Origin of the sequence: Chitinophaga pinensis (assembly GCF_007896845.1) — a bacterium.
Taxonomy (GTDB): domain Bacteria; phylum Bacteroidota; class Bacteroidia; order Chitinophagales; family Chitinophagaceae; genus Chitinophaga; species Chitinophaga pinensis_C.
The window spans coordinates 1-23,754 of the sequence record NZ_VOHS01000017.1; the positions used below are offsets into that span (position 1 = coordinate 1).

Sequence of the window (23,754 nt, forward strand, 5' to 3'; positions counted from 1 at the left end):
AACTGATGTTGGCCAGTAGTGGATTTTCTTTCCACGGCTCACGCATTTTATAGGTATCCATAAACAGATCTGCCAGACTGGTATTCTTTCCGCCGACGCTGGTCCCTGTCAGCAAGGTAGACTCTACCATAAACCTTGACTTCAGAAATTCCAGAATGTTATCACCAGAAAAATACCCATACCTCCTCCACCTCCGATGTCAATCCCAAATTGGCTGGCCAGTCCGGCATAAGCCCCCAGTCCGCCTGACTTGGTATCTTCCAACACGAATGTCACTTCCGCTGTATAATCAGGCTTTTCATTAAGCCATAGTATAAGCCTAATCCGGCGCCGGACAAGCCAACTATGACGATGATCAGCCATTTGGAAAGCAGGAAGCGAAACCATTCATTGATTTTCAAAAGAAACTCCTTCATTGACATTCCTTCTTCCTTTGGGGCATCTTTCTGTGCGGTGTTTTCCATTTATGTTTGAATAAACGATAATTACTATTTGATTTTATCAAGGATCGTGATGATAATGAGCGCGACGGAAGCCAATCCACTGGTCAGTCCTACCGCAGCTGCAGGCGTTACTCCTTTACGCTCAGGTTTGGCCGGCACATATATTTCAGCACCCGGTTTTACCTTTGGATAACTGTTGAAGAAGAGGAGTTTTCTGGTGCTCTTTACTTCTCCATTGGAATAAACAATATAACTTCTCCGTTTCAGCGCCTGCGAGGTAAAACCTCCTGCGCCACGGATATAACTTCTGAAAGAGAAATTGTTGTCAAAGCGTACCTTCTTCGGGAAGTATACTTCTCCAAACAATTGAACGGTCTGCACTTTCTTAGGGATACGGATCACATCCCCCTCTTCTAAGAAGAGATCATATTTAGAACCCGGATGAGCTAATATTTTATCCAGCTGTATACCCAGTAACTGATCCTTACGTTCAATGGTATTACGCGTTTTTTCAACGTCAATACTATCTCTTACCTTATTAAAAAGTACTTCCAGTTTACTGAGCAGTAACGCGCTATCCTGTGGGTTGGTGAAAGTTCTGCGTAATACAAGCGCTCCTTCTGCAGATGCTTCAGGACGCAGACCACCTGCCCGGCGGATAACATCAGAAATACGTTCTTTCTTGGTATTGATCGCATATAAACCCGGATACACTACTTCTCCGTCTACAACGATATTTGCCTGTGCAGAATAACCGGGAGACCTGCGTACGACCACCTCATCAAATGGTTGTAAGATGAATGAAGATGCTGCCGGATTCTCACTCAGATCTGCATTGATATCAAACTGTTGCGTAATCGCCATTCTGATATCGCTGGAGTCATAGGTACCATTGCTGTTACGAATACGACGGGAAATTTCTATATGCTTCAGACTAGCCGCATCTCTCAGACCGCCTGATAACAGGATCAGGTCTTCCAGACGCATGTTATCGCCAAAGTTGTAATAACCGGGCTGATTGACTTCGCCGTTTATTTTTACCAGATATTGTTCTCTGATTGCCAATTTTGAAAAGACAATCACGCTATCTTCACGTTGTAACGGCAGTTTCACCTTGCCACTCACCGCATCCTGTACATTAAAGCTGATGATTTCAGGTGTAAAATCATCCTTCAGCCTTCTGATCATACCTCTTGTCAGAGACGCCACTTCCTGTACTCCACCAGCGCGTTCAATCAGATCTCCTGCAGTCATACCATCTTCCAGTGCGTAGTCGCCGGCATGAAAAACAGCTCCTGTAACACTTACACGATTGGTAAACCGACTCAATACAGTATCTATATAGAAGCGGTCACCTGATTTAAGCTTGAAGGTGGCGACAGAGTCAGCTTTGATATTGATCACCTCTCTTGCCTTATTATTTACACGTATCGCTCTGATCACATCTTTGAAGGAGTTATCAGTATAACCACCGGCAAAATCAATGATCTGTTGTAAGGTTTCTGATTCTTTCGCTTCAAATATCGCAGGACGCTTTACCTCTCCGGTAAGCTCCACGCGCATTTTATAAGGATTTACCTTGATGATATCCTGATCCTGTAGTACCAGATTATTACCCAGATCTCCGTTCAGTAAAAAGTCATACAAGTCAAATTTGGCTACTACTTTTCCGTTACGTATCAGATCTATACTTCTGAAAGAGCCATTTTCATTAGGTCCACCAGACACATATAATCCGTTAGCCACTGTTGCCAGCGAAGGCAATGTATAAGTACCCGGACGGGCTACTTCACCTATGAGCGTGACGCGGATGCTACGGATATTACCAAGTGAGACCTGTACGGAAGTATTACCTGCTTTTATACCACTGTAAATAGTGCTCAGCTGTGTAGTAATACGGTTGGTCGCTTCTTTCATGGTCAGACCGTTAACATATACCGGACCGAGATAAGGGATCCGGATATAACCTTCAGGACTCACCTTCAGGTTATACTGTGTTTCAGAATAGCCATATACATCGATCAGGAGTTCATCGTCCACCCCAACCCTGTAATTAGTGGGCGTAGCCATTCTAAGATTAGGTTCAAATGTGAGATTCTGATTACTGAATAATTCAGCACCAAAGATTTTCCTGCGTTTCAATTCCCTGTCAAGGTCTTCCTTGGTTCTGATATTATTATATCTTTCCTGCCAGTAATTAGTCGTATCAGAAGAGGAACTGCCAATATATCCCCTGCTGGTCGTATCTACCGATGCAGCATGACCGGGCGTCGTATCAGGAGAACCATCCAGCTCCTGCTCGAGGTTCAGTTGCGTAATACGGCTCTTCAGTTTTGTTACCTCTGCTGGCGGGATACCTCTCTGCTGCGCATAGTCATCTATCTGAGAATAAGCGATATTATTCTTCTTCATCTGGGCAACTAATTGCCTGATCTGATCATCCGAAAGATTATCAACCTTTATCTGACTTATCTGAGACTGCGACATACCTGGTATCTGCGCCCGAACACAAAGGCCGATAGTCAGCAATAACAGTTGCAGCAGTAATACTTTTTTCAACATGAATTTATTGGATAACAAATATTCGGATTATTAAATATCGATTTTAAGCCCCTCAACTCAGCAAATTTCGCGCCCGGAAAAAAATCCGGTGCAAATCTATTAAAAATAACATATAAATGTTAACCTCATGGAAACCAATTAAATAATTACCATATGAACTTAAAAACATCTCTCCTATTGGCTTTGCCTGCTTAATGGCTAATAGTCAAAGCCCAACGATTGCTAATAGTTCTTGATATATATACACTTCTCCCGGTATCTACCATGCGTGTTTTTTATCTTATTTTTCTGCCGGTATTACCCGGTAATAATAAAAAAAGAGGAGCCTCCCGGCCCCCCTTTTTTATTTTAATCATGTAAATATTTCCTACAAGCAGATTTACAGCAATTTATGACCTGCTAAAAAGTGCAGTAATATCTTTTTCAAACCCTGCCTCTTCTCCATAGATCCATTCCCTGTAGCTTTCAAAGTCCCTGATATGGTTGTTATAGTCTGTAAGACAAGAACTTATCATTTTAACGATCGCCGGAATGTTCTCTTCTTTATCCTCGATTTTATACTGTTCTGGTATAGGTACATCTTCGCTGAAAGCGGCAGAACCTCTCTTACCCGTAATCACACAACACCTGTAAATGGCTGCCTCCCTTGGAAAACGGTCTTTTCCCGGATGTTCTCCAAAGTCAATATAGACCATCGACTCATTCAGCAGCTCTCCCACCTGAGCAGGCGTCATTTTTTGAATGGGTATCCAGTTTACAGCAGGCATAGCCGCCATGATCTTTTGTGTAAAAGCCAGTCCTTTCAATGGGTTGTACAATACCTGCGGCTTTTTAGCCTGATCAATGTTTGCCCTGGATTGTTGTAAAAAGCTGTCGTTCAGATAGTCAGAAAGATAACCGGCTTCCATTCCCCATTGACGGATAAAATCCACCGCATATACGGACTGTGCCAGATGATAAGTAAACTTACCTTTTATCTGTCCGGTCATAATGGCCCACTTATACATGCCATGCAGCCCCAGTTTCTTTATATAGCGATAGTGTTTAGGTGCTTCTTTTGTCTTGAAAAGATTATCAACGCTCAACCACCAGCCGCATTTGCGTATATGTTTGAACTGACCGGCCATGAAGAAGAAAGTCTCGGGCATCACCAACACATGCTCTTTTTTATCTTCCAGTTGCGTCACATACTTACAGTTATACTTGACGAAGTTGGGATGCACAGGATTTTCGGCATGGGGATGATAGTAAATAACGGCGTCATACCCCAGTTTTTCGAGTTTGTGGCAAAGCTGGTGTAAGAGTTCTGGTCCCCCTGAAGAAAAGGAAGACGGCGCCATTACATAAATTCTGGTATTGTTGTAAATCTGGATCATTGAGTAATGTTCCTTTGTTGGTTTTATTCGCTTATTTTCAAATGTTGTCTGACCATATGCAGGGCCGAACCTACCACCTGATGCATATCATAATAACGGTATTCTGCCAGTCGTCCGCCAAAAATGACGTCCGTCTCCTTATCCGCCAGTTCTTTATACTGTTTGTATACGCGGGCATTCGTATCATCGTTGATAGGATAATACGGCTCCAGCCCTTTCGTCCATTCCTGCGGATACTCTTTTGTGATCACAGTAGTTGGCTGCTGGCCAAATTCAAAGTGTTTGTGCTCAATAATACGGGTATATGGCACCTCCCTTTCTGTATAGTTTACAACAGCATTCCCCTGATAATTATCGATTGCCAGCTCCTGATGCTCAAAGCGCAGGCTCCTGTATTCCAGCATGCCGAAACGGTAATTGTAAAACTCATCCAGCTGCCCTGTGAACACCACTGTTTTTGCCAGTGCTGACAATTCCTCCCGCGCAGCAAAGAAATCTGTATTCAGGCGGACTTCAATACCCTCAAACAGGCGCTCTATCAACAGATTATAGCCACCAATTGGTATGCCCTGGTATTTGTCATTGAAATAGTTATTGTTGTATGTAAAGCGTAATGGTAACCTTTTGATGATAAAAGCTGGCAGATCACTGGCTTTACGTCCCCATTGCTTTTCAGTATATCCTTTGATCAGTTTTTCATAAATATCCACTCCAACCAGCGATAAAGCCTGCTCTTCCAGATTCTGCGGATCACTGATGTTCAACGCAGCCACCTGTTCTGCAATCATTGCTTTTGCCTCCTGTGGCGTCTTCACCTTCCATAGCTGATGGAAAGTATTCATATTGAAAGGAAGGTTGTATAATTCGTCCTTGTATACCGCCAATGGAGAGTTGACATAGTTATTGAATGGTACAAAGGAATTGACATAGTCCCATATAGGCTTATCGTTCGTATGGAAGATATGCGCACCATACTTGTGTACATTTATACCATTGACGTTTTCGCAATAGACATTACCGCCGCTGTGCTGACGTCTGTCTATGACCAGCACCTTCTTACCGGCTTTCCTGCACTCCCGGGCAAATACAGCCCCGAATAATCCACTACCGACTATCAAAAAGTCAAATTCCGTCATTTAATCAAGTTTTTATATAATGCTGTCGGCTGCTACCTGGAGGGTCTTTCTTGCTACAGTTGACAGTCTCTAAATGGTATCGGGGAGCAAAGCTATTAAAAATAAGATACAAATGTCAGGGAGTTGAAAACCAGCCAGATTGATCAGTTTACCCTTTACCTGACAATTTTTCCTTTATTCATCAATCCGTCTGAGGCGTTTTCTACGTTTGTATGATTATAATTGCCGGAACCGCCGGCAGCACAACTGTACATCGATCCCAAAATCTACAACATCCCCAAACCATGAGTTTTTCTACATTCCAAGCTCATTTACTGGAAAACGCAGATTTTCTTAAGCCTGTTGCCATGGCATTGACCAAGGACCCGGAAGCAGCCAAAGACCTTTATCAGGAGACACTTTACAAAGCACTGAAAAACAAGGACAAATATCTGGAGGGTAGTAATATCCGCGCCTGGCTGTATACCATAATGCGCAACCTTTTTATCAATGAATACAGGCGCACCGCTAAACATTCAACTACTGCCGAGATCACGCCCAACATCACTAACAACACTCTGGCTGAAGTAAATGCAGAAAACATGCTCCGTACAAAAGAAATAAAGGGAACCCTTTACAAGCTCCCTTTATCTTTTAAGAAACCATTGCTGTTGTACTGCGATGGCTTCAAGTATCATGAAATTGCTGAAATGCTCCACGAACCCATGGGTACGATCAAAAGCCGTATCCATCTGGCCCGTAAATTACTTTGTACCACTATGCCACGCCATTAAGCCGGCGTACCGTATACCAGTCGCAGGTAACGTCTTTCGATACTGGACCTGTACAGGAAAAATGGCAGTTGCACCAATGCAAAGACCAACAGCAGTAATGGATGCGGCCATATGTAAAACAAACCTGCGAAGGTGACCAGTAATCGTGCATATTCCAGAAAAAACACCCAGCGCCGCTGTTCCATAATAGCGCCGCTATTGATCAGTGTCAGGAAGATGACGAGAGAAACGCAGATCTGCACAAACGCAGGTATATAGTGCTCAAACAATAAAAAAGAAATAAGACCAGTAATATGGTTCCTACCTGCCAGACGACATACTGCTGTAGCTTGTGTGAGCCCGCTTCTGCCGTACTGCGGAACAGGTAACGCTCCTCCAGTTTCGGACGTATTTCAGGATCTATATTATCAGGTTTGCCAAATACAACCTTCCAACGGGCTTTGAAGCCTTTGGTCTGTTTGAGTGTATACGCTATTTCCAGCAGGAAGTGAAAGTGCTGCCACAGGAAACTATGGCTGTCCAGCGGCTTCGTCAGCCCATATTCCGGCTCTTCTTCCTCTTCGGCAAAAGTGCCAAACAGTTTATCCCATATGATAAATACATCCCCATAATTCTTGTCCAGATACTTCTCATTGGAAGCATGGTGTACCCGGTGATGGGAAGGAGTTACCAGAATATACTCCAGTATGCCCAGTTTACCAATCGTGCGGGTATGTATAAAGAAAGGATAAATACCGTGCAGCAGCTGTACGCTGATAATCATGGCAGGAGGAAAACCAATGACCGGCAATACCGACCAGAAGCACATTCTGAAAAATGCCTGAAACACAGTAATACGTGCAGATACCGTATAATTAAAATCTTCGCTCTGATGATGTACCACATGCGCCCCCCAGAGCACATTCACTTCATGTGCCCAGCGGTGATACCAATACCAGATAAAGTCTGTTAAGATCAACAGGGCCACCCACAGCAGAACGCTGGAACGGATGTTAAATACCCCGAAATGAGTGTGCAGATAGTCGTAGATAAAATAGAAAATACCTACGGTAAATGTGTCAAGCAGTCTTTCTGCGATACCTACGTTAATGTTGCTGACGGAACTACTGAAGCCGAAATAATTCTTTCCTGTTTTCTTAGCCACCAGATACTCAATACCCATCAGTCCCAGGAATAGTGGAACGGCCCATGCCATGTGGTTTAAATGCACGCGAATAAAGTTTCGGATTACGGGTTTTCTCTATTGTTTGGTGGCCAACGGAGCGAAATCGAAACAATATTACAATATTTCCCTGATAATAGTCTATCAATTTTATAGACAATTAAAACCAATCACAAATGTGCGCCGGGGCACACATCTGCAATTGGTATCAGGTATTTAGAGTCTGGCGCGAAAACCGATTGGTATCTCCTTTTTCTCAAAGGAGGGCTCATGCTGGTTCATTACCTCAGCAATGGTCATGGGTTGTGTAATAGTCGTGTTGAAACCCTGTTTTCCGGAGAGCTGTTGTGCTTTTGGAACAGACAGTTTACCAAACTCATATTTGGCGATCAGCCTGCCCTTCCTTAACAGGGCGCTGTCTATCTGTGACAGGTCACTGTTGAATGTACACACGATCTGTACGTTCATACAATCCGCCAGTAAACCGTCAGACAGGTTCAGCAGATTGGATACGGATGAATTACCCGTTGATTTCCTGTCCATAATGATATTTTCCGCATCCTCAATGACAAGTATGGTGTTCGGATTATCTATCAGGAGGGAGATAAAGTCCGGCTGCATCAGGTTGGCTGCCACCGAAGGAGCCAGGAACATAACCCGCTTTTTCAGCCTTCCGATCAGATAGCGCAGATAAGTGGTTTTACCGGTACCGGGCAGTCCGTGCAACAGTACAATACCTTTATCATCATTGGTATTCAAGCGTTTATAGATCATCTGATCTATTGCTACAAAATCATCTTCATAATAAAGGGGCAGGTCGAGCTGTGTCCGCTTGAATTCCATGGCTTTCAGTTTCAGGCCACGTTCACCAAAAGAAATCAGGTTTATTTCAAATTTCTTCCTCTTTTCACGAATGCGGTGCTTACGTACAAGGGTGGTGACTTCTGTTATAAAAGCGGCTGCGTTGCCATTATGCAGGATTTCGCAGTAATCATCTCCGAATTCCACCATACATTCATTCGGCATAATGATCAGGGCTATATCATGCTTGTATTCCTTTTCCTTATCGCCGATCTCCTCCCTGCTATATATCCTGATGATGTCCTTTTCGTAGGCCTTTTTAAAAGCGGCCAGGGCTTTTTCGCCGTTTATTGTATAAATAAAGCTGACATTAGGAATTGCATTAAAGTAATACAGATAGAAAGGGCTGCTCTCTAGCAAACCATTTCCAAAAATACTGGATCCTCCAATCGTCCGCTGCTGTGAAATATTCTCCATGCTTTTCAAATAAGTCTGCAAATGTACATGTTTCAATGGGTTATCATATACCGGAACGCTCCTGGCGTCCGGCAATGACAACATGGGGGTTAATGCAAATTAAGATGAAACAAAACTATGTTGATTAATAATCGTCATTTGATTTAAGCGGGGCAGGAATACCCCGCTTTACGTTAACTAATTGTACCTACTCAATCCAAAATATCATAAAAAACCCGGTCAGCTGATGGCAGACCGGGTTATAACGATAACGCATATACTGCGTTATTGCATACCAGGTCCTGTTAGCACCAATTGCATTGGTGCTGTGCTCCATTCCTTTGAATGGCCGTGGCTTCTATGTCTTTTTATCCGTTCGCCTTTCATTCAGTTTTGCTGAAAAAAAAAGCCCCGGGTACTTGTCCCGGGGCTTGTTATATATACGAATTAATCTTCTCTATATAAAACTATTACATGCCCGGAACCCGTTGCCACGAACCTCCATTGAGGATGCTGGCGCTGTGTTCATTTGAATTTGTTTATTGAGCATATTGTAATTAGTTTATCCGTTAATGATGGTGCAAATATATGATGTTATTTTGGTCTTTAACAATTTTTTTGCACTTTTTTTCTTATCAACCTACAAATAATTTTCCGCCCACTGCCGCACTCCTACTGCTTATGCGTTGATAATCATTGACACACAAATTCTCTGCTGTATTATATTCGTATATACGTCGCAGATATAAAATACCGGTGACGTTTTAGTCACCGGTAATGATAGTATTCCGAAAGGGTTTCCAAAACCAACAGACGAAGAGAGGTCGACCTATTTATTATATTAATAGCATGCTTTCTGCTTCTTCATCAGCAGCATTCAGGATACTGCCGCTTTGTACTTCTTCTTCAGTAATACCCTCATATTCTTTGGCCAACCGCTGCATTTGGCGGATATGACGCTCAATATGTTTGGTAAGGAAGTAGATATACTGATAGATATCCAGTTTACCGAGGTGGTTTACAGACAGGTTGGTCAGTACCAGCATGCCTTCTCCATTCTTCAATAAACTCAGATTATACATACTCTGCGCAAACTGTTGTTTGAGCAGCGCTCTTACATCTCTCATATCCTGCAATCCGCTTGGCTCCAGATGTTCTGGTCTTACCCATTCAAAAGAACGGCTACCTATCACATCTATCTTATCAAACTTCTCCATGTAGTCAGCCGGAATAATAATTGATTTCGCGGCATGTCTGCGATCCAGCGCTCTGCGGGTGCTCTTGTTAATAATAAGTAACAAAAAATAGTTGGTCAGGCTGATATGCTCCAGCACTTCCCGGATGTTCCACTGGTCAGTGTCCGGTTTAAAGTGTAACAGGTCGAAATCTTTTTCGAACCAGGTATCTAACTCCCTGAAGTTTGTAAGCAATGCCTCTCTTACTGATTGAATTACGTTTCTCATGATCTGTCGATTTGGGGTTATGCACCTGACCAGCTCCACTTTCTGTACGCCTTGTGGCACATAACAGTATTTATAGAATAAAAATAAAAAACCCGGCTCCATCAAATGGGCCGGGTAGCATATACATAAGTTATATGTTGGCTACATACCACGCCCATTAGGCCTCCTTAAGGAGAAGCCTTCCTTTCGTACAGCAATCGCCGGCTTTACCTGACGATATATATACATTACAGTTATCACACAGTTGTCTTGCTCAATCATCATTTAGATTCTTCAAAAGCAAAAGGTCCCGCAATTCCTGCGGGACCTTTGTTATATCATTTGATAACTTTCTTTCGTTAACAATTGGTGCAACATGCCCGCAATCTATTTCTGACCTGCTTTTGCTTACAGGACATCGCCGAAATAGTATATTTTGAATTGCGTTTCATTTCAATTATTGCTTGCACAAAGATATTTTTTATTTTTTTTATTTCCGCATTTTTCTTAATAAACTTTTTCGATGCCCCTATCAATTTTTTATTAACAGACATGTATACTTCAAATCAGTATGCCTGTCAATATATTATATACTTCGTGCGTATCACCCTGTTGCCGGTAAATGCTATACACCCCTCACTACCAATCACTGTTGCCATCCATTTTCTATTCCCTGATCATCTTCTTTAGTCATGCCCTCTCTCCCCATTGCAGCGGGAATCATCTCATCCCCTGCATGCTTCCGTAGTTATCCGCAGCTGTCTAAAATAGCTTCAGCTGCACCTGTGGCCTTTCGAACAAGGACGTATTGAACTCAAAACGCTCCTGATTCAAGCCTACCCGTTTCGTATGTATCTTAAACTGCTGCTTGATAAGATCAGCAATGTTCCCCTCTCCTCTCATACGTCTGCCAAAATCACTGTCGTTCACATTACCGCCATGCATACTCTCAATATGATGCCATACCTTATCCGCTCTGTCAGGGAAGTTCTTATACAACCAGTCATTGAATATGATCTTTACCGCATCGTTCAGCCGAACGACCGTATACCCTGCAAACTTCGCACCATTTGCCGCGGCAGCTTCCAGTAATGCCGGCATTTCATGATCATTCAGCCCCGGTATCATCGGTGCTGTCATCACTCCTACCGGAATTCCCAGCTCACTTAACTCCTTTACGATCTTGAAGCGCTGCGCCGCAGTCGTTGTACGCGGCTCCATCTTCTGACGCAGGTCTTCCTGCATAGTCGTAATAGAAACATATACACATACCAGATCCTGACGCGCCATCTGCTGCAGGATATATTTATCCCGCAGCACCAGCGAATTCTTTGTGATAATACCAATAGGCTGCTTATAATCCAGTGCAATAGATAGCAACTGGCGGGTCAGGAACATCTTACGTTCCAGCGGCTGATAACAATCCGTATTCCCTGACAGGGAAATAGGCTTGGGTACCCAGCTTTTATTATCGAGAAATTTCTTCAGCAACTCAGGCGCATTCCGTTTCACCACAATCTTCCGCTCGAAATCCAATCCGGCACTCATGCCCCAGAACTGGTGCGCATTACGTGCATAACAATAGATACAACCATGCTCACAGCCCTGATAGGGATTCATGGAATACCACATCCCCACATCCGGACTATCCACCTTGTTCACAAGCGTCTTCGCATGCTCTTCCAGTATCTGTGTAGGCACATCTGCCTGCCACCACTCGTCAATGCCCTCCGCATGTTCCTGCGCATACTCGTTCCGGAGGTATTTGTTCTTCGGATTCAATTGGGCTCCACGTCCTTTATAGTAGGGATTTTCAGGTATCCCCTCCTGAAATGGCAAGGTCATACAGCTAATATTTTTAGTAAAAATACTAAATTAATTAGCTATCAGCCAAATCATATTATTTCCATCTTTTGCATGAGGAATGTCGCATTCTTATTACGCGCCACTCCTTCCCGGATCCGGTAATCAAAGAAGAGCTGGTCATTTTTGATGGTGCTTTCAAAACAGTAGTTCCGGATCCGCTGCGGATAAGTCTCTTCCAGATGTCCCAGCTCAAGGTCATGTGTAGCGATCATCCCCAGACAGTGATACTGCAGGAAATGCTCTATCAGCCTGCGGGAACCTGACAGTTTATCTTCCGAGTTGGTGCCTTTCAATATCTCATCCAGCAGGATGAATACCCGCTCTCCTCCTTTCAGTACTTCCACTATCTGTTGCAGGCGTAATAATTCCGCCTGAAAATAAGATGTATGCTTCGCAATAGAATCCTTGATACGCATAGACGTCATTATCCGCATCGGACTACAGCTGAAACTCTCCGCACACACCGGCATTCCGCACATACTCAGTAGCAGATTGCTGCCTACGCTGCGCAGAAAAGTACTCTTACCACTCATATTAGACCCCGTAATGATCAGGAATTCCTGCGGATCACCTATGGTAATACCATTCCTTACACATTCTTCAGCCGGAATCAGTGGATGACCAATCCCGGTCGCTATCAGACGGGACTTTTCATCTGTAACTACAGGATAAATATATGCCGGATGATTATAGGCAAAAGTGGCCATACTGTTCCATACCTCCATCTGTGCGATTACATCCAGCCAGCCTTGTACCTCTTCTTTATTACGTTCTTTCCATTTCTCCAATGCAAACACGCAATGAAGGTCATATAAAACCAGTGAGTTCAGCGCAACGCCTACCAGCTGATTCAGACGCTGGTCCATCGCACTGCATATCCTTGACAATTGTTGCAGGGCATTATTAGCCGCTGTTGCTTTTTCCTGTTGTTCCTTTAGCAATACCGCGCCACCCGCACTTTCCCCATTGATCAGCCGCAGCAACAATGCAAACCGGCCAAAGGTTTTTTCTTTATTGGAAAGCAACTGATGTTGTTCCCCTACCTTTTTCATGTTCATACCCAGTATGATCAGATTTATACAAAAGAAAAAGGTGAACAGATAGTACTGATCAGTTACAAAATAGAAGACCGCGCCCAGCACCAGCAGTGCCGGCATCAGCCAGCGTATAACATTGAGCCACTTTTTATCAAGGAATTCCAGTGGCATCGATAACCATCTTTTCAATCCGGCCACATCATCCGGTTGCTCATTGGTCAGTGCTGCATGAACCGCAAAGAGCTGTCTGAATTTAAACCGCGGAGCCAGTTCCCTGATCACGGCCTGATGTTGTGCTATCTGTTCCATTCCCTGTAAAGGCGTCTTCAGTGCATCGGCAAGGGCATTACTCCCCAACAGGGTCCCTGTACGGTTTACATGTGCATAAAGGGATGCGTGTCCGAATACATCCAGATCGCCGGTATAAGGATGCTGTTCATCCGCGAAGCGTACGCCATCATCAAATCCTGACTGCCCCGAAGCCGCCAGCCGCCATTCCTTTTCATTCAGTTCCAGAAAAGTCTTCAGTAATGTGAGCTTTTCCTGTTGTGACAAATAGCGGATCAGCAGAACAACAAATCCCCCCAGCAATACAATAGCTGCCGCCAGCCACGCATAATCGAAATGCCGGCTGAAAAAGGCATATCCACTGTACAAAGCGGCTACAAAAAAAGCCAGCCTTGTCCAGCCAAGTATACTCAGACGACGCTGAACCTGTGAAATCTCTACCTTATAATCATTAATCTGTTGCTCGTATATAGCCAGGGGCGTCATGGGTTACGGATTAGTTTTGTTATAAACAGGTCCAAAAATACTCATCCTTCGCATAAATGCGAAGGATGAGCAATTTGAAAGACTTTATTATTGCGTATTAATTATGCGTACTGTTTCTTCAGCAGCTGCGGATATTCCTGACTTACTTTCAGGATCAGCTCACCAAACAGGGTGTTTGCCCATGCAAACCACTTACGGGTATATTTGGTCGGATCGTCCTTGTGATAAGACTCATGGATAAAGCCGGTATCGCCATCTGTATTACGCAGGGTTTTGATACACTCAGCAATTTCATCCGGATTGCTGCTGGTCAGCGCTTTCATGATGATACTCATTGGCCAGATGTAGTCAGGACCGGTATGCGGACTACCTACACCATCACCATATTTACCTTTGTAGAACCAGCAATGGAAAGTGCTCCATACAAAGTGACGGGAGTTCTGATACAACGGATCGTCAGCAGTTGTATAACCCAGATAAGGGATAGACAGCAGACTTGGTACGTTGGTATCATCAAGGAACAGACGGTTACCGTAACCATCCACTTCCAGCGGATACATATGACCCAACTGTGGATGTTCTACGATCGCGTAAGCCTTGATCGCTCTATCTACTTCATCAGCCAGTTCTGTACACTCTTTTGCGAAAGCAGCATCTTTGAATACCACGTCACTGATCTCGCTCAGCTGACGCAGGGATACTACGGCAAACATGTTAGAAGGGATCAGGAATGGGAATACAGTCGCATCATCAGAAGGACGGAACAGAGAAACGATCAGTCCAACCGGCTGCATTGGGGCACCCCAGCCGCCATTTGGTGCAGTATCTGACTGAATTGGCGTCTTACGCTGGAATTTGTAAGGGCCTTTACCTTCTTTACGTTGCTGCTCTTTGAAGGTCTTCACGATCAGCTTAGCCGCTTTTTTATAGGTATCATCCAGTACACTTGCATCACCGCTTACTTTCCAATAGTTATATGCCAGACGCACGGTGTAACAAAGAGAGTCAATTTCCCATTTACGCTCGTGCAGTTCAGGTTTCATTTCTGTCAGATCGGAATCCCACTCACTACCGGTCGGTCCTTCGTTGAAGGCATTTGCATACGGATCGATCAGTACACATTTTGTCTGCCTGTTCACCACACCTGCGATCAGTTGTTTCAGTTTATCGTCTTCTTTTATCAGAGACAGGTAAGGCCATACCTGCGCTGTGGAGTCACGCAGCCACATTGCGTGGATATCGCCGGTCAGTACAAATGTATCCGGACGGCCATTTTCTACCTTAAATTGTACGGTAGTATCCAGTGTGTTCGGAAAACAGTTCTCAAACATCCAGGCCAGTTTCTGGTCAGCAATCTCTTTTTTGATATTCGTGATCGCCTTTTCCACTGCCTGACTGGTAAACTTACGTTGTGCCAGCGGAGGACGTTGGGAAGTATAGCCCAGCGGATTGCTGAATACCGCCTTAGGGAAACCCAGCGCTACAGCGCCTGCCAGCAAACTGCTGTTTCTGATAAAATCTCTTCTAGCCACCATTTCTGATATAGATTTTTCTATTACGATTGCATTTGTTTCTACGACCTGCAACTCATAAACGTGAATAATAGGGTGAAAATAAAAAAATACGGCAATATTCCACAGTTACGATTTTCGTAAATTACGGACTTTACCGGCTCCACGTTTGCCGTAACCACGTTCAAACACCAGAACAATATGACTGACAACCTATCAAACAAGGTCCGTATCGTAACGGCAGCCTCTCTTTTTGACGGACACGATGCAGCCATTAACATTATGCGCCGCATTATGCAGGCAAAAGGCGCGGAAGTGATCCATCTGGGCCACAATCGTTCGGCAGCGGAAATTGTGGACTGTGCCATTCAGGAAGATGCCCAGGGCATTGCCATTACCTCTTATCAGGGTGGACATCTTGAATTTTTCAAGTACATGTATGACCTGCTCCGGGAAAAAGGATGTGGTCATATTAAAATATTTGGCGGTGGTGGAGGAACCATCCTCCCTTCCGAAATAGCAGAACTGCATCAATACGGTATCACCCGGCTATATTCTCCTGACGATGGTCGTCAGATGGGGCTGGAAGGCATGATTGAAGATGTGATCAGACAATGCGATTTTACGACTACCAAAGGCCTGAATGGCCATCTGCAGGAATTACCTTCCCGTAGTGACAAGCTGATCGCGCAAGCGATCACCGTAGCAGAAAATGACCAGCTGCCGGAGACACTTCCCCAACCTAAAACAGGTGCAGGTATCGTTTTAGGGATCACCGGTACTGGTGGTGCGGGTAAAAGCAGTGTGACCGATGAATTAGTCCGCCGCTTTCTCCGCAGTTTTGACAAGCAGACCATCGCTGTCATTTCTGTAGATCCTTCCAAGAAGAAAACCGGTGGCGCCCTCCTCGGGGACCGTATCCGGATGAATGCGATCCACCATCCCAGAGCCTATATGCGCTCCCTCGCTACCAGAGAAAGTGATAAAGCCGTCAGCGCACATGTTCAGGAAGCCATTGATATCTGTAAAACAGCGGGTTTTGACCTGATCATACTGGAAACTTCCGGTATCGGCCAGAGCGATACTGCCATTACCGATCACTGTGACGTAGCCCTCTACGTGATGACACCTGAATATGGGGCTGCCTCCCAGCTGGAGAAAATCAACATGCTGGATTATGCAGATGTTATCGCTATCAACAAGTTTGATAAAGCAGGCGCACTGGATGCGCTCCATGACGTACGCAAACAATTTAAACGTAATCATAGTCTATGGACAGCGACTGACGACCAACTGCCGGTTATCGGAACGATTGCGTCCCAATTTAACGACCATGGTATTAATCAGCTTTTTGAGAAATTGCTGGCAGTTATCCATGAGAAAAAGGCGGTTCGTTTTGGCAATGTCACCCATGAGACAACAGATGCCACCACTACGAAATCGCAGATCATTCCGCCGGGACGGGTACGTTATCTGGCAGAGATCAATGAAAGCATCCGCGATTATGGGAAATGGGTAGACGAACAATGCAATATTGCCACCCGTCTGTATCAGTTACAGGGAGTTACCTCCCTGCTGAATCCGGGTCAGCAGCAGGCCATAGCAGATATTGCCGCTCATCTGCGTACACAATTACATCCGGAATGCCAGCAGCTGCTGGATAACTGGCCTGCATTGAAAAAACAATACACCGCTCCTTTCTACGAATTTCAGGTAAGAGATAAAGTGATCAAACTACCGCTTTACAGCGAAAGTCTCTCACAGTCTGCTATACCTAAAATCAGTCTGCCGAAATATAACGATTGGGGCGATATTCTCCGCTGGCAGCTGACTGAAAATCTACCGGGGGAATTCCCTTATGCGGCAGGTGTATTCCCACTCAAAAGAGAAGGCGAAGATCCTACCCGTATGTTTGCGGGCGAGGGTGGTCCGGAGCGTACCAATAAACGTTTTCACTATGTGTCTGTCGATCAGCCGGCCAAACGTCTCAGCACTGCATTTGACAGTGTGACCCTGTATGGGGAAGATCCTGCGCACAGACCGGATATTTACGGTAAAGTAGGTAATTCAGGGGTGAGCATTGCCACTGTGGATGATGCCAAAAAACTGTACAGTGGTTTCGATCTCTGTGATCCAAAGACCTCTGTGTCAATGACCATTAATGGTCCGGCACCCATACTACTGGCCTTCTTCATGAATGCAGCCATCGATCAGCAATGTGAAAAATATATTGCTGCGAATGGGCTGACTGATAAAGTGAATGCGCTGATCAAAGCAAAGTTCAGCGATAATCCGCTGCCCCATTACAATGGCGATCTGCCTGCAGGTAATGATGGTTTAGGATTAAAACTGTTAGGGATTTCCGGCGATGAAGTACTGGAAAAGGAAGTCTATGAAAAGATAAAAGCACAGGCACTATCCACCGCACGTGGTACGGTGCAGGCTGATATCCTGAAGGAAGATCAGGCACAGAATACCTGCATCTTCTCCACTGAATTCGCGCTGAAACTAATGGGAGATGTGCAGGAATATTTTATCAGTCAGAAAGTGCGCAACTTCTATTCTGTCAGCATTTCAGGTTACCACATTGCTGAAGCAGGCGCTAATCCTATAACACAGCTGGCTTTCACATTGGCGAATGGTTTTACCTATGTAGAGTATTACCTGAGCCGCGGTATGCATATTGATGATTTTGCCCCTAATCTCTCGTTCTTCTTCAGTAACGGGATGGATCCGGAATATGCAGTGATCGGCCGTGTAGCCCGCAGGATCTGGGCCAAAGCGATTAAGTACAAGTACAAAGGCAACGACCGTTCGCAGAAATTGAAATATCATATTCAGACTTCGGGACGTAGTCTGCATGCACAGGAAATTGACTTCAACGATATCCGTACGACCTTACAGGCATTGTATGCCATTTATGATAACTGTAATTCACTCCACACCAATGCCTATGATGAGGCTATTACTACGCCTACAGAAGAAAGCGTACGCAGGGCCATGGCCATCCAGCTGATCATCAACCGGGAATTAGGGACTGCCAAAAACGAGAATCCTACACAAGGTTCTTTCTTTATTGAAGAACTGACTGACCTTGTAGAGGAAGCGGTAATGGCAGAATTCCAACGTATCACGGAAAGAGGCGGCGTATTGGGTGCGATGGAAAGAATGTATCAGCGTAATAAGATACAGGAAGAAAGCCTGCATTATGAGTCGCTCAAACATACAGGCGAATACCCGATTGTTGGTGTAAATACCTTCCTCAATAAAAAAGGTTCTCCGACGGTTATTCCGGAAGAGGTGATCCGTTCCACACAGGAGGAAAAAGAGTTTCAGATCAACACCCTGTCAGCCTTCCATCAGCGACATCATCACCGCAGCACCGCTGCATTACAACAACTCCAACAGGTAGCGGTGAACAACGGGAATCTGTTTGAAGAACTGATGGAAACAGTGAAACATTGTTCCCTTGGACAAATTACACATGCACTTTATGAAGTAGGTGGTCAGTACAGAAGAAATATGTAAGCGTAACCCGGTGAAAGGCATTGTCTTCTTCGAATAAATAGCTCTTTCTTCATACTATCCCCTTGCTACGCCGTCATTTCTTCGTTCAGGAACGAAGAGATAACGGCGTAGTAGGGATGTAATGAGCTTTTAATAGAAGCAATAAAGGGAAAACCAGCTATGATGAAGGATGCAAAGAGATTTTACTTTTGACAGGAAACTGAGCAGCAGGGACAATTTTTTGTATCACTCACAGGTAATTATGGCTGAGTGTGGTATATATCATCAATATCTTCGGTTTCATTTCGAAATGTTTCTTTTGGATACAGGGGCATTTATTCGCAGCTACAAACTGCCTATAAATAAAATGCCCCTGCATAAAAGATTTATGCAGGGGAAGAAAATCTAAACGAGGCAAAATGCACATCGCCAGATTTCATTGACGTGGAATTAGATAATATTTTACGTGGAATCTATAAAACGTGGAACTTATAAAAGCTAATATTCTAACATGGAATTACATAAAAGCATTAACGTAGAATTGTATAAAAGCACTAACGTAGAATCATAAAAGCACTAACATGGAAATTTATAAAAGCGTGTTTTTACGTAACATGGAATAATATAAAAGCAATATGTTTGAATCTCTACATTTATTCGTTCATTTGAATTTCTTGTGTAGCGGGTCTTCAAATTGGCAATTGCTACTTTAGAAACTCAGATTTAAATTTTGGCCTTTCAGATACTTTCGTTTCGTTACACAATCTTAATTAAATTTTTGTTAATAAAAAACATTTTTAACATCTTTTTTTAAAAAATAATAAGTGTAAAAAATACGAAATTATAGAAGAATCAGCCATAGTGGCCGATTTAAATGATTTTAGCCATTACTTTCAAAGTATTTGTATTTTACGTTCTGATAGCATTTTTTATATGTATACGAAAGAAATAGAAATCACTTTGCTTCAATTAGCAAAGGACCTGTTAGGAAAATTGCAGCAAAAAGAAACTATTCAGGACCTGGATAGTACGCTGGAGAACCTACGTCGTGTTATTATTTATAATGACTGGCGTTATTATGTGCAAAGTGAACCCGTTTTAAGTGATTACGAATACGATCAGTTGTTTGCCTGGTTGAAAGAACTGGAAACTGCCAATCCGGACAAAGTCAGCGCTGACTCCCCCACTCAGCGCGTTGCATTGGGTATTTCAAAGAATTTCCCCACTGTACAGCACCTTGTACCGATGTTAAGTCTGGAAAACTCCTACAATGCCGACGATCTTAATGACTGGGATCGCAAGGCACGTGAGATAAGCGGACTGACAGAGATTGAATACTGTATTGAACCAAAGTTTGACGGTGCCAGTATTTCCCTCATTTATGAGAATGATAAACTGACCCGGGGCGCCACCCGTGGCGATGGCGTATCCGGCGAGGATATTACGGCCAATATCAAACAGATACGTTCTATTCCTCTGAGTGCACACTTTGCAGCACACGGCATTCAGTCGATAGAGATCAGAGGTGAAGTACTAATTAATAAGAACACATTTAAAGCATATAATGACCAGCGTGCAGCCGATAACCTGCCTCCGCTGGCCAATCCAAGAAATGCGGCTTCAGGCTCACTCCGCATGGTCGATCCCCGTGAAGTGGCCAAACGCGGACTGGAAGCATTCCTTTACCACATGAGCTATCACGTGATGGATGATGGAAAAGCTGAACCACAGGAGATCAAAACACATAGTAATACCCTGCAATTATTGGCCAGCCTTGGCTTCCGCTCTCCTGCAAAGGAAATGAAAGTGGTGAAAGGCATTCAGGCGGTGATTGATTATGTACTGGAATTTGAAAAGGAAAGAGACAATCTGCCTTATGAAATTGACGGTATGGTGATCAAGGTAAATGACTATGCCTTACAGGATAAACTGGGCATGACCACACACCATCCCCGCTGGGCCATGGCGTATAAATTCAAAGCCAGACAGGCCACCAGTAAATTGCGCCGGGTGGAATTTCAGGTAGGACGTACCGGTTCTGTTACGCCTGTTGCGAAAATCGATCCTGTACCTATTGGTGGCGTTACGGTTGGTTCCATTTCATTATTCAATGAAGATGTCGTAAAAGAAAAGGACCTGAAAATAGGCGATACCGTACTGGTGGAAAGAGCGGGCGATGTTATTCCTTACATCGTGAAATCACTTGCAGATATGCGCGATGGTACGGAGGAAGAGATTAAATTCCCTACAGAATGCCCGGTGTGTAATGAACCCTTGTTCAAACCGGAAGGTGAAAGTGTATGGCGTTGTATCAACCTGATGTGTGAAGCACAGGTAGTGGAAAGAATGATTCACTTTGTGAGCAAAGACGCGATGGATATCCGTAGTCTGGGCGACAGCAACGTACGTAAATTCTATAGTCTGGGACTCATGAAAGACATCCCGGGTATTTATAAAATAGACTTCTCTGCACTGGAAAAACTGGAAGGCTTTGGTAAAAAATCATTGACCAACCTGCAAAGTGCCATCGAGCAGTCTAAAACACAACCTTTGCACAGATTGATATTTGGTCTGGGTATCCGTTATGTAGGCGAAACCACAGCCAAGACACTCGCCAATGCCGTTAATCATCTGTTGGATCTCAAAGACTGGACAGAAGAACAGTTACTGGCACTGGAAGATATCGGTCCGAAAGTAGCAGGCAGTATCAATCAATTCTTCCATCTGGATGACAGTATCCGTATGCTGGAAGAATTGGAAGCACTGGGGCTTAATCTAAAAAGCACGAAAGCAGATCATCAGGGCGGTGGTAGTCTCGACGGACAAACCTTCCTTTTTACCGGCACACTGAACAAGCTGAAACGCAATGATGCGGAAGCGATGGTAGAGCAACAGGGAGGTAAAATATTAAGTGGTGTAAGCAGCAAACTGAACTTCCTGATCGTAGGTGAAGAGGCGGGCAGCAAACTGGAAAAAGCGAAAAAGATCAACACGATCAGGATATTGAGTGAAGATGAATTCCTCACCCTGATCCAGTCACAGACACCGGTTACGGAATCATAAAGCGGACGAACAGCATGGATGATAAATATTATATGCAACAGGCGCTTCGTGAAGCCCGGAAAGCATTTGACGATGGAGAAGTACCTGTTGGTGCTGTAGTAGTGTTGAGTGATAAGATCATTGGTAAAGGCAGTAATCAGGTAGAAAAACTGAATGACTGTACCGCACACGCAGAAATGCTGGCGTTGACAGCTGCCTTCAATTATCTGGGTAGCAAATACCTCATGGAGGCCACTTTGTATGTTACGCTGGAACCCTGTCTGATGTGTGCAGGCGCCCTTTACTGGAGCAAGATCGGACGTATCGTATATGCGGCAAAAGATGAGAAAAACAGCTATCGCAGAGTAGCAGGCGAGACATCACCCTTCCATCCTAAAACGAAAGTAGAGCAAGGGCCCTGTGAAGAAGAGAGTCTGCAATTAGTGAAGACCTTCTTCGAACAGAGAAGAAAATAAACAAAAGCGGCGTTGCCTCACCAGAGACAACGCCGCTTTTATTTAGCAATATGAATAGGTTTTAATTTTTCTTTTCCATCAGTTTGTTCATAGCCATCATCTGCTGCATGGTATGATCCATTCCCTCAGAAGAACCATCAAGGAAGATCACATTTCCTTTACTATTTTCAGCAAAGTGTTTAATCGCTTCTGTCCACATAGAGAACAGGATCACGGAAGTATCCAGATTGGCCTGTTGCATTTCTTTAGCCGCCATGGTCATACCTTTTGCCACCTCTTCACGGAATAAAGCCACACCCATACCACGTAACTGTGCTGCCTGACGTTCTGCTTCTGCTGCGATTTTTATAGCATTACCATCTGCTTCAGCTGCTTTGGTTTTAGTGATCAGCAATGCCTGACCTTCGTTTTCAGCAGCTGCTTTCAGGTTATTGGAAGCAACCACCTGCGCCATTGATTTCATGATGGCATCATCAAAGGTGATATCGTTCATCTGCAGATCTTGCAAGTGAAAACCCCAGGCTTCCAGAGTCTGGTCGATCTGCTCTTTTACGTGCTCGGTAATATCGCGGCGCAGACCCAGTACTTCTGACTGGCGTTTGGTAGCCACGAAACCACGGATAGAACCCTCAATAGTACGTACCAGCGCCTGCATGAAGCTACGTTCATCTACAAACTTAAATGCTACGTTTTTGATGGTTTCTTCATCCTGATTCCATACGGAATAGAGCAGCATAGCTTTGAAGTAAACATTGGCCTGGTCAACAGTAATCGCCTGAAACTCCAGTTCTACCGAACGGTTCTGGATAGAGATGCGTTTAAATACCTTTTCAACAAGTGGGATTTTGAAGTTCAGACCGGGGAACAGGATCCGGTTATACTTTCCGAAGATTGTGGTGACACCTATTGTACCCTGTTGTACAGTTACGAAACTGGAAAGGATAATCAACAGGATAATGACGCCGATTACAATGTAAGCAATACTCATAATTTGGAGTTTATGAGTATAAATGTATGATAAAAGACGACAATATAGAAATGACTTTATCTGAGAAAGTTAAGATTCGGAAAAGATACAAACAACGGACGAAAGCCGAGTTAAAAACACAACGAATGAATGTTAAATTCGCTTAGGTCATATTCTTTGTTTCCTTCTAAAGTAAATGTATACGTCGTCAAGTTCGATCTGTTTCAATTGGTAAGCCAGCCGGGTTCTGAGATCGCCCGTCTCGTCCTTGATCTTTTTATATTGGTATTTCAACATTTCATATCTCGCCATTATCTCCTCTGCTGTTGCTGAACGGTCAAGCTGCAAGATACTTAACGCACTTTCATCTGTAATCATAGCAATAGGGGTTTCGGATGTCTTTCTAACGTTTAATAAATCTGT

At 44.0% G+C, this 23,754-nt stretch carries 17 protein-coding genes; 4 read left to right on the forward strand and 13 right to left on the reverse strand.

Going from position 1 to position 23,754, the window contains the following annotated elements:
- Positions 1-141: 141 nt before the first annotated feature.
- The 5 genes from FEF09_RS33155 to glf all read right to left on the reverse strand — a co-directional run bounded on the left by FEF09_RS33155 (position 142) and on the right by glf (position 5,517).
- Positions 142-276, reverse strand: a complete 135-nt coding sequence (locus FEF09_RS33155; protein WP_261387554.1) for a hypothetical protein — start codon at positions 274-276, stop codon at positions 142-144.
- Positions 273-464: a hypothetical protein gene (locus tag FEF09_RS17085; RefSeq protein ID WP_146306246.1), complete on the reverse strand. Its 192-nt coding sequence runs from the start codon at positions 462-464 to the stop codon at positions 273-275. Before FEF09_RS17085 ends, FEF09_RS33155 begins: the two co-directional genes overlap by 4 nt.
- Positions 465-488: 24 nt before the next feature.
- Positions 489-3,005 (reverse strand): SLBB domain-containing protein, encoded by a 2,517-nt coding sequence (locus FEF09_RS17090; protein ID WP_146306247.1) that lies wholly within the window; start codon positions 3,003-3,005, stop codon positions 489-491.
- A gap of 389 nt (positions 3,006-3,394) precedes the next feature.
- The gene (locus FEF09_RS17095; protein WP_146306248.1) at positions 3,395-4,381 is read right to left on the reverse strand and encodes a hypothetical protein; all 987 of its coding nucleotides are present in this window, start codon (positions 4,379-4,381) and stop codon (positions 3,395-3,397) included.
- Between the two features lie 23 nt (positions 4,382-4,404).
- The gene (gene glf, locus FEF09_RS17100; protein ID WP_146306249.1) at positions 4,405-5,517 is read right to left on the reverse strand and encodes a UDP-galactopyranose mutase; all 1,113 of its coding nucleotides are present in this window, start codon (positions 5,515-5,517) and stop codon (positions 4,405-4,407) included.
- 284 nt (positions 5,518-5,801) lie between these two features.
- Between glf and FEF09_RS17105 the strand changes: the two genes are divergently transcribed.
- A complete protein-coding gene (locus FEF09_RS17105; RefSeq protein WP_146306250.1) occupies positions 5,802-6,290 on the forward strand; it encodes an RNA polymerase sigma factor in 489 nt (162 codons plus the stop codon).
- On the opposite strand, the gene FEF09_RS31520 is transcribed toward FEF09_RS17105, so the two are convergent.
- From FEF09_RS31520 to FEF09_RS17135, 7 genes are all read right to left on the reverse strand, one after another.
- Positions 6,287-6,532 carry a hypothetical protein gene (locus tag FEF09_RS31520; protein ID WP_222597007.1) on the reverse strand — a complete coding sequence of 82 codons (246 nt, stop codon included), beginning with the start codon at positions 6,530-6,532 and terminating at the stop codon, positions 6,287-6,289. The genes FEF09_RS17105 and FEF09_RS31520 overlap by 4 nt on opposite strands.
- Positions 6,499-7,500 (reverse strand): sterol desaturase family protein, encoded by a 1,002-nt coding sequence (locus tag FEF09_RS17110; RefSeq protein ID WP_222597008.1) that lies wholly within the window; start codon positions 7,498-7,500, stop codon positions 6,499-6,501. Before FEF09_RS17110 ends, FEF09_RS31520 begins: the two co-directional genes overlap by 34 nt.
- 168 nt (positions 7,501-7,668) lie before the next feature.
- Positions 7,669-8,730, reverse strand: a complete 1,062-nt coding sequence (locus FEF09_RS17115; protein WP_261387555.1) for an AAA family ATPase — start codon at positions 8,728-8,730, stop codon at positions 7,669-7,671.
- An 815-nt stretch (positions 8,731-9,545) separates the two neighbouring features.
- Positions 9,546-10,172 carry a DinB family protein gene (locus FEF09_RS17120; protein WP_186774389.1) on the reverse strand — a complete coding sequence of 209 codons (627 nt, stop codon included), beginning with the start codon at positions 10,170-10,172 and terminating at the stop codon, positions 9,546-9,548.
- A gap of 741 nt (positions 10,173-10,913) precedes the next feature.
- On the reverse strand, positions 10,914-11,996 hold the full coding sequence (locus FEF09_RS17125; RefSeq protein WP_146306253.1) for a PA0069 family radical SAM protein: 1,083 nt from the start codon (positions 11,994-11,996) through the stop codon (positions 10,914-10,916).
- A 50-nt stretch (positions 11,997-12,046) separates the two neighbouring features.
- Positions 12,047-13,828, reverse strand: a complete 1,782-nt coding sequence (locus FEF09_RS17130) for a MutS-related protein (RefSeq protein ID WP_146306254.1) — start codon at positions 13,826-13,828, stop codon at positions 12,047-12,049.
- Between the two features lie 101 nt (positions 13,829-13,929).
- Positions 13,930-15,363, reverse strand: a complete 1,434-nt coding sequence (locus tag FEF09_RS17135; RefSeq protein WP_146306255.1) for a glycoside hydrolase family 125 protein — start codon at positions 15,361-15,363, stop codon at positions 13,930-13,932.
- Between the two features lie 177 nt (positions 15,364-15,540).
- Between FEF09_RS17135 and FEF09_RS17140 the strand changes: the two genes are divergently transcribed.
- The 3 genes from FEF09_RS17140 to FEF09_RS17150 all read left to right on the forward strand — a co-directional run bounded on the left by FEF09_RS17140 (position 15,541) and on the right by FEF09_RS17150 (position 22,364).
- The gene (locus FEF09_RS17140; protein WP_146306256.1) at positions 15,541-18,867 is read left to right on the forward strand and encodes a methylmalonyl-CoA mutase family protein; all 3,327 of its coding nucleotides are present in this window, start codon (positions 15,541-15,543) and stop codon (positions 18,865-18,867) included.
- Between the two features lie 912 nt (positions 18,868-19,779).
- Positions 19,780-21,909 carry an NAD-dependent DNA ligase LigA gene (ligA, locus tag FEF09_RS17145; RefSeq protein ID WP_146306257.1) on the forward strand — a complete coding sequence of 710 codons (2,130 nt, stop codon included), beginning with the start codon at positions 19,780-19,782 and terminating at the stop codon, positions 21,907-21,909.
- Between the two features lie 14 nt (positions 21,910-21,923).
- Positions 21,924-22,364, forward strand: coding sequence for a nucleoside deaminase (locus FEF09_RS17150; protein WP_146306258.1), 441 nt, complete (start codon positions 21,924-21,926; stop codon positions 22,362-22,364).
- A gap of 61 nt (positions 22,365-22,425) precedes the next feature.
- On the opposite strand, the gene FEF09_RS17155 is transcribed toward FEF09_RS17150, so the two are convergent.
- Positions 22,426-23,352 carry an SPFH domain-containing protein gene (locus FEF09_RS17155; protein WP_146306259.1) on the reverse strand — a complete coding sequence of 309 codons (927 nt, stop codon included), beginning with the start codon at positions 23,350-23,352 and terminating at the stop codon, positions 22,426-22,428.
- Positions 23,353-23,754 lie beyond the last annotated feature (402 nt).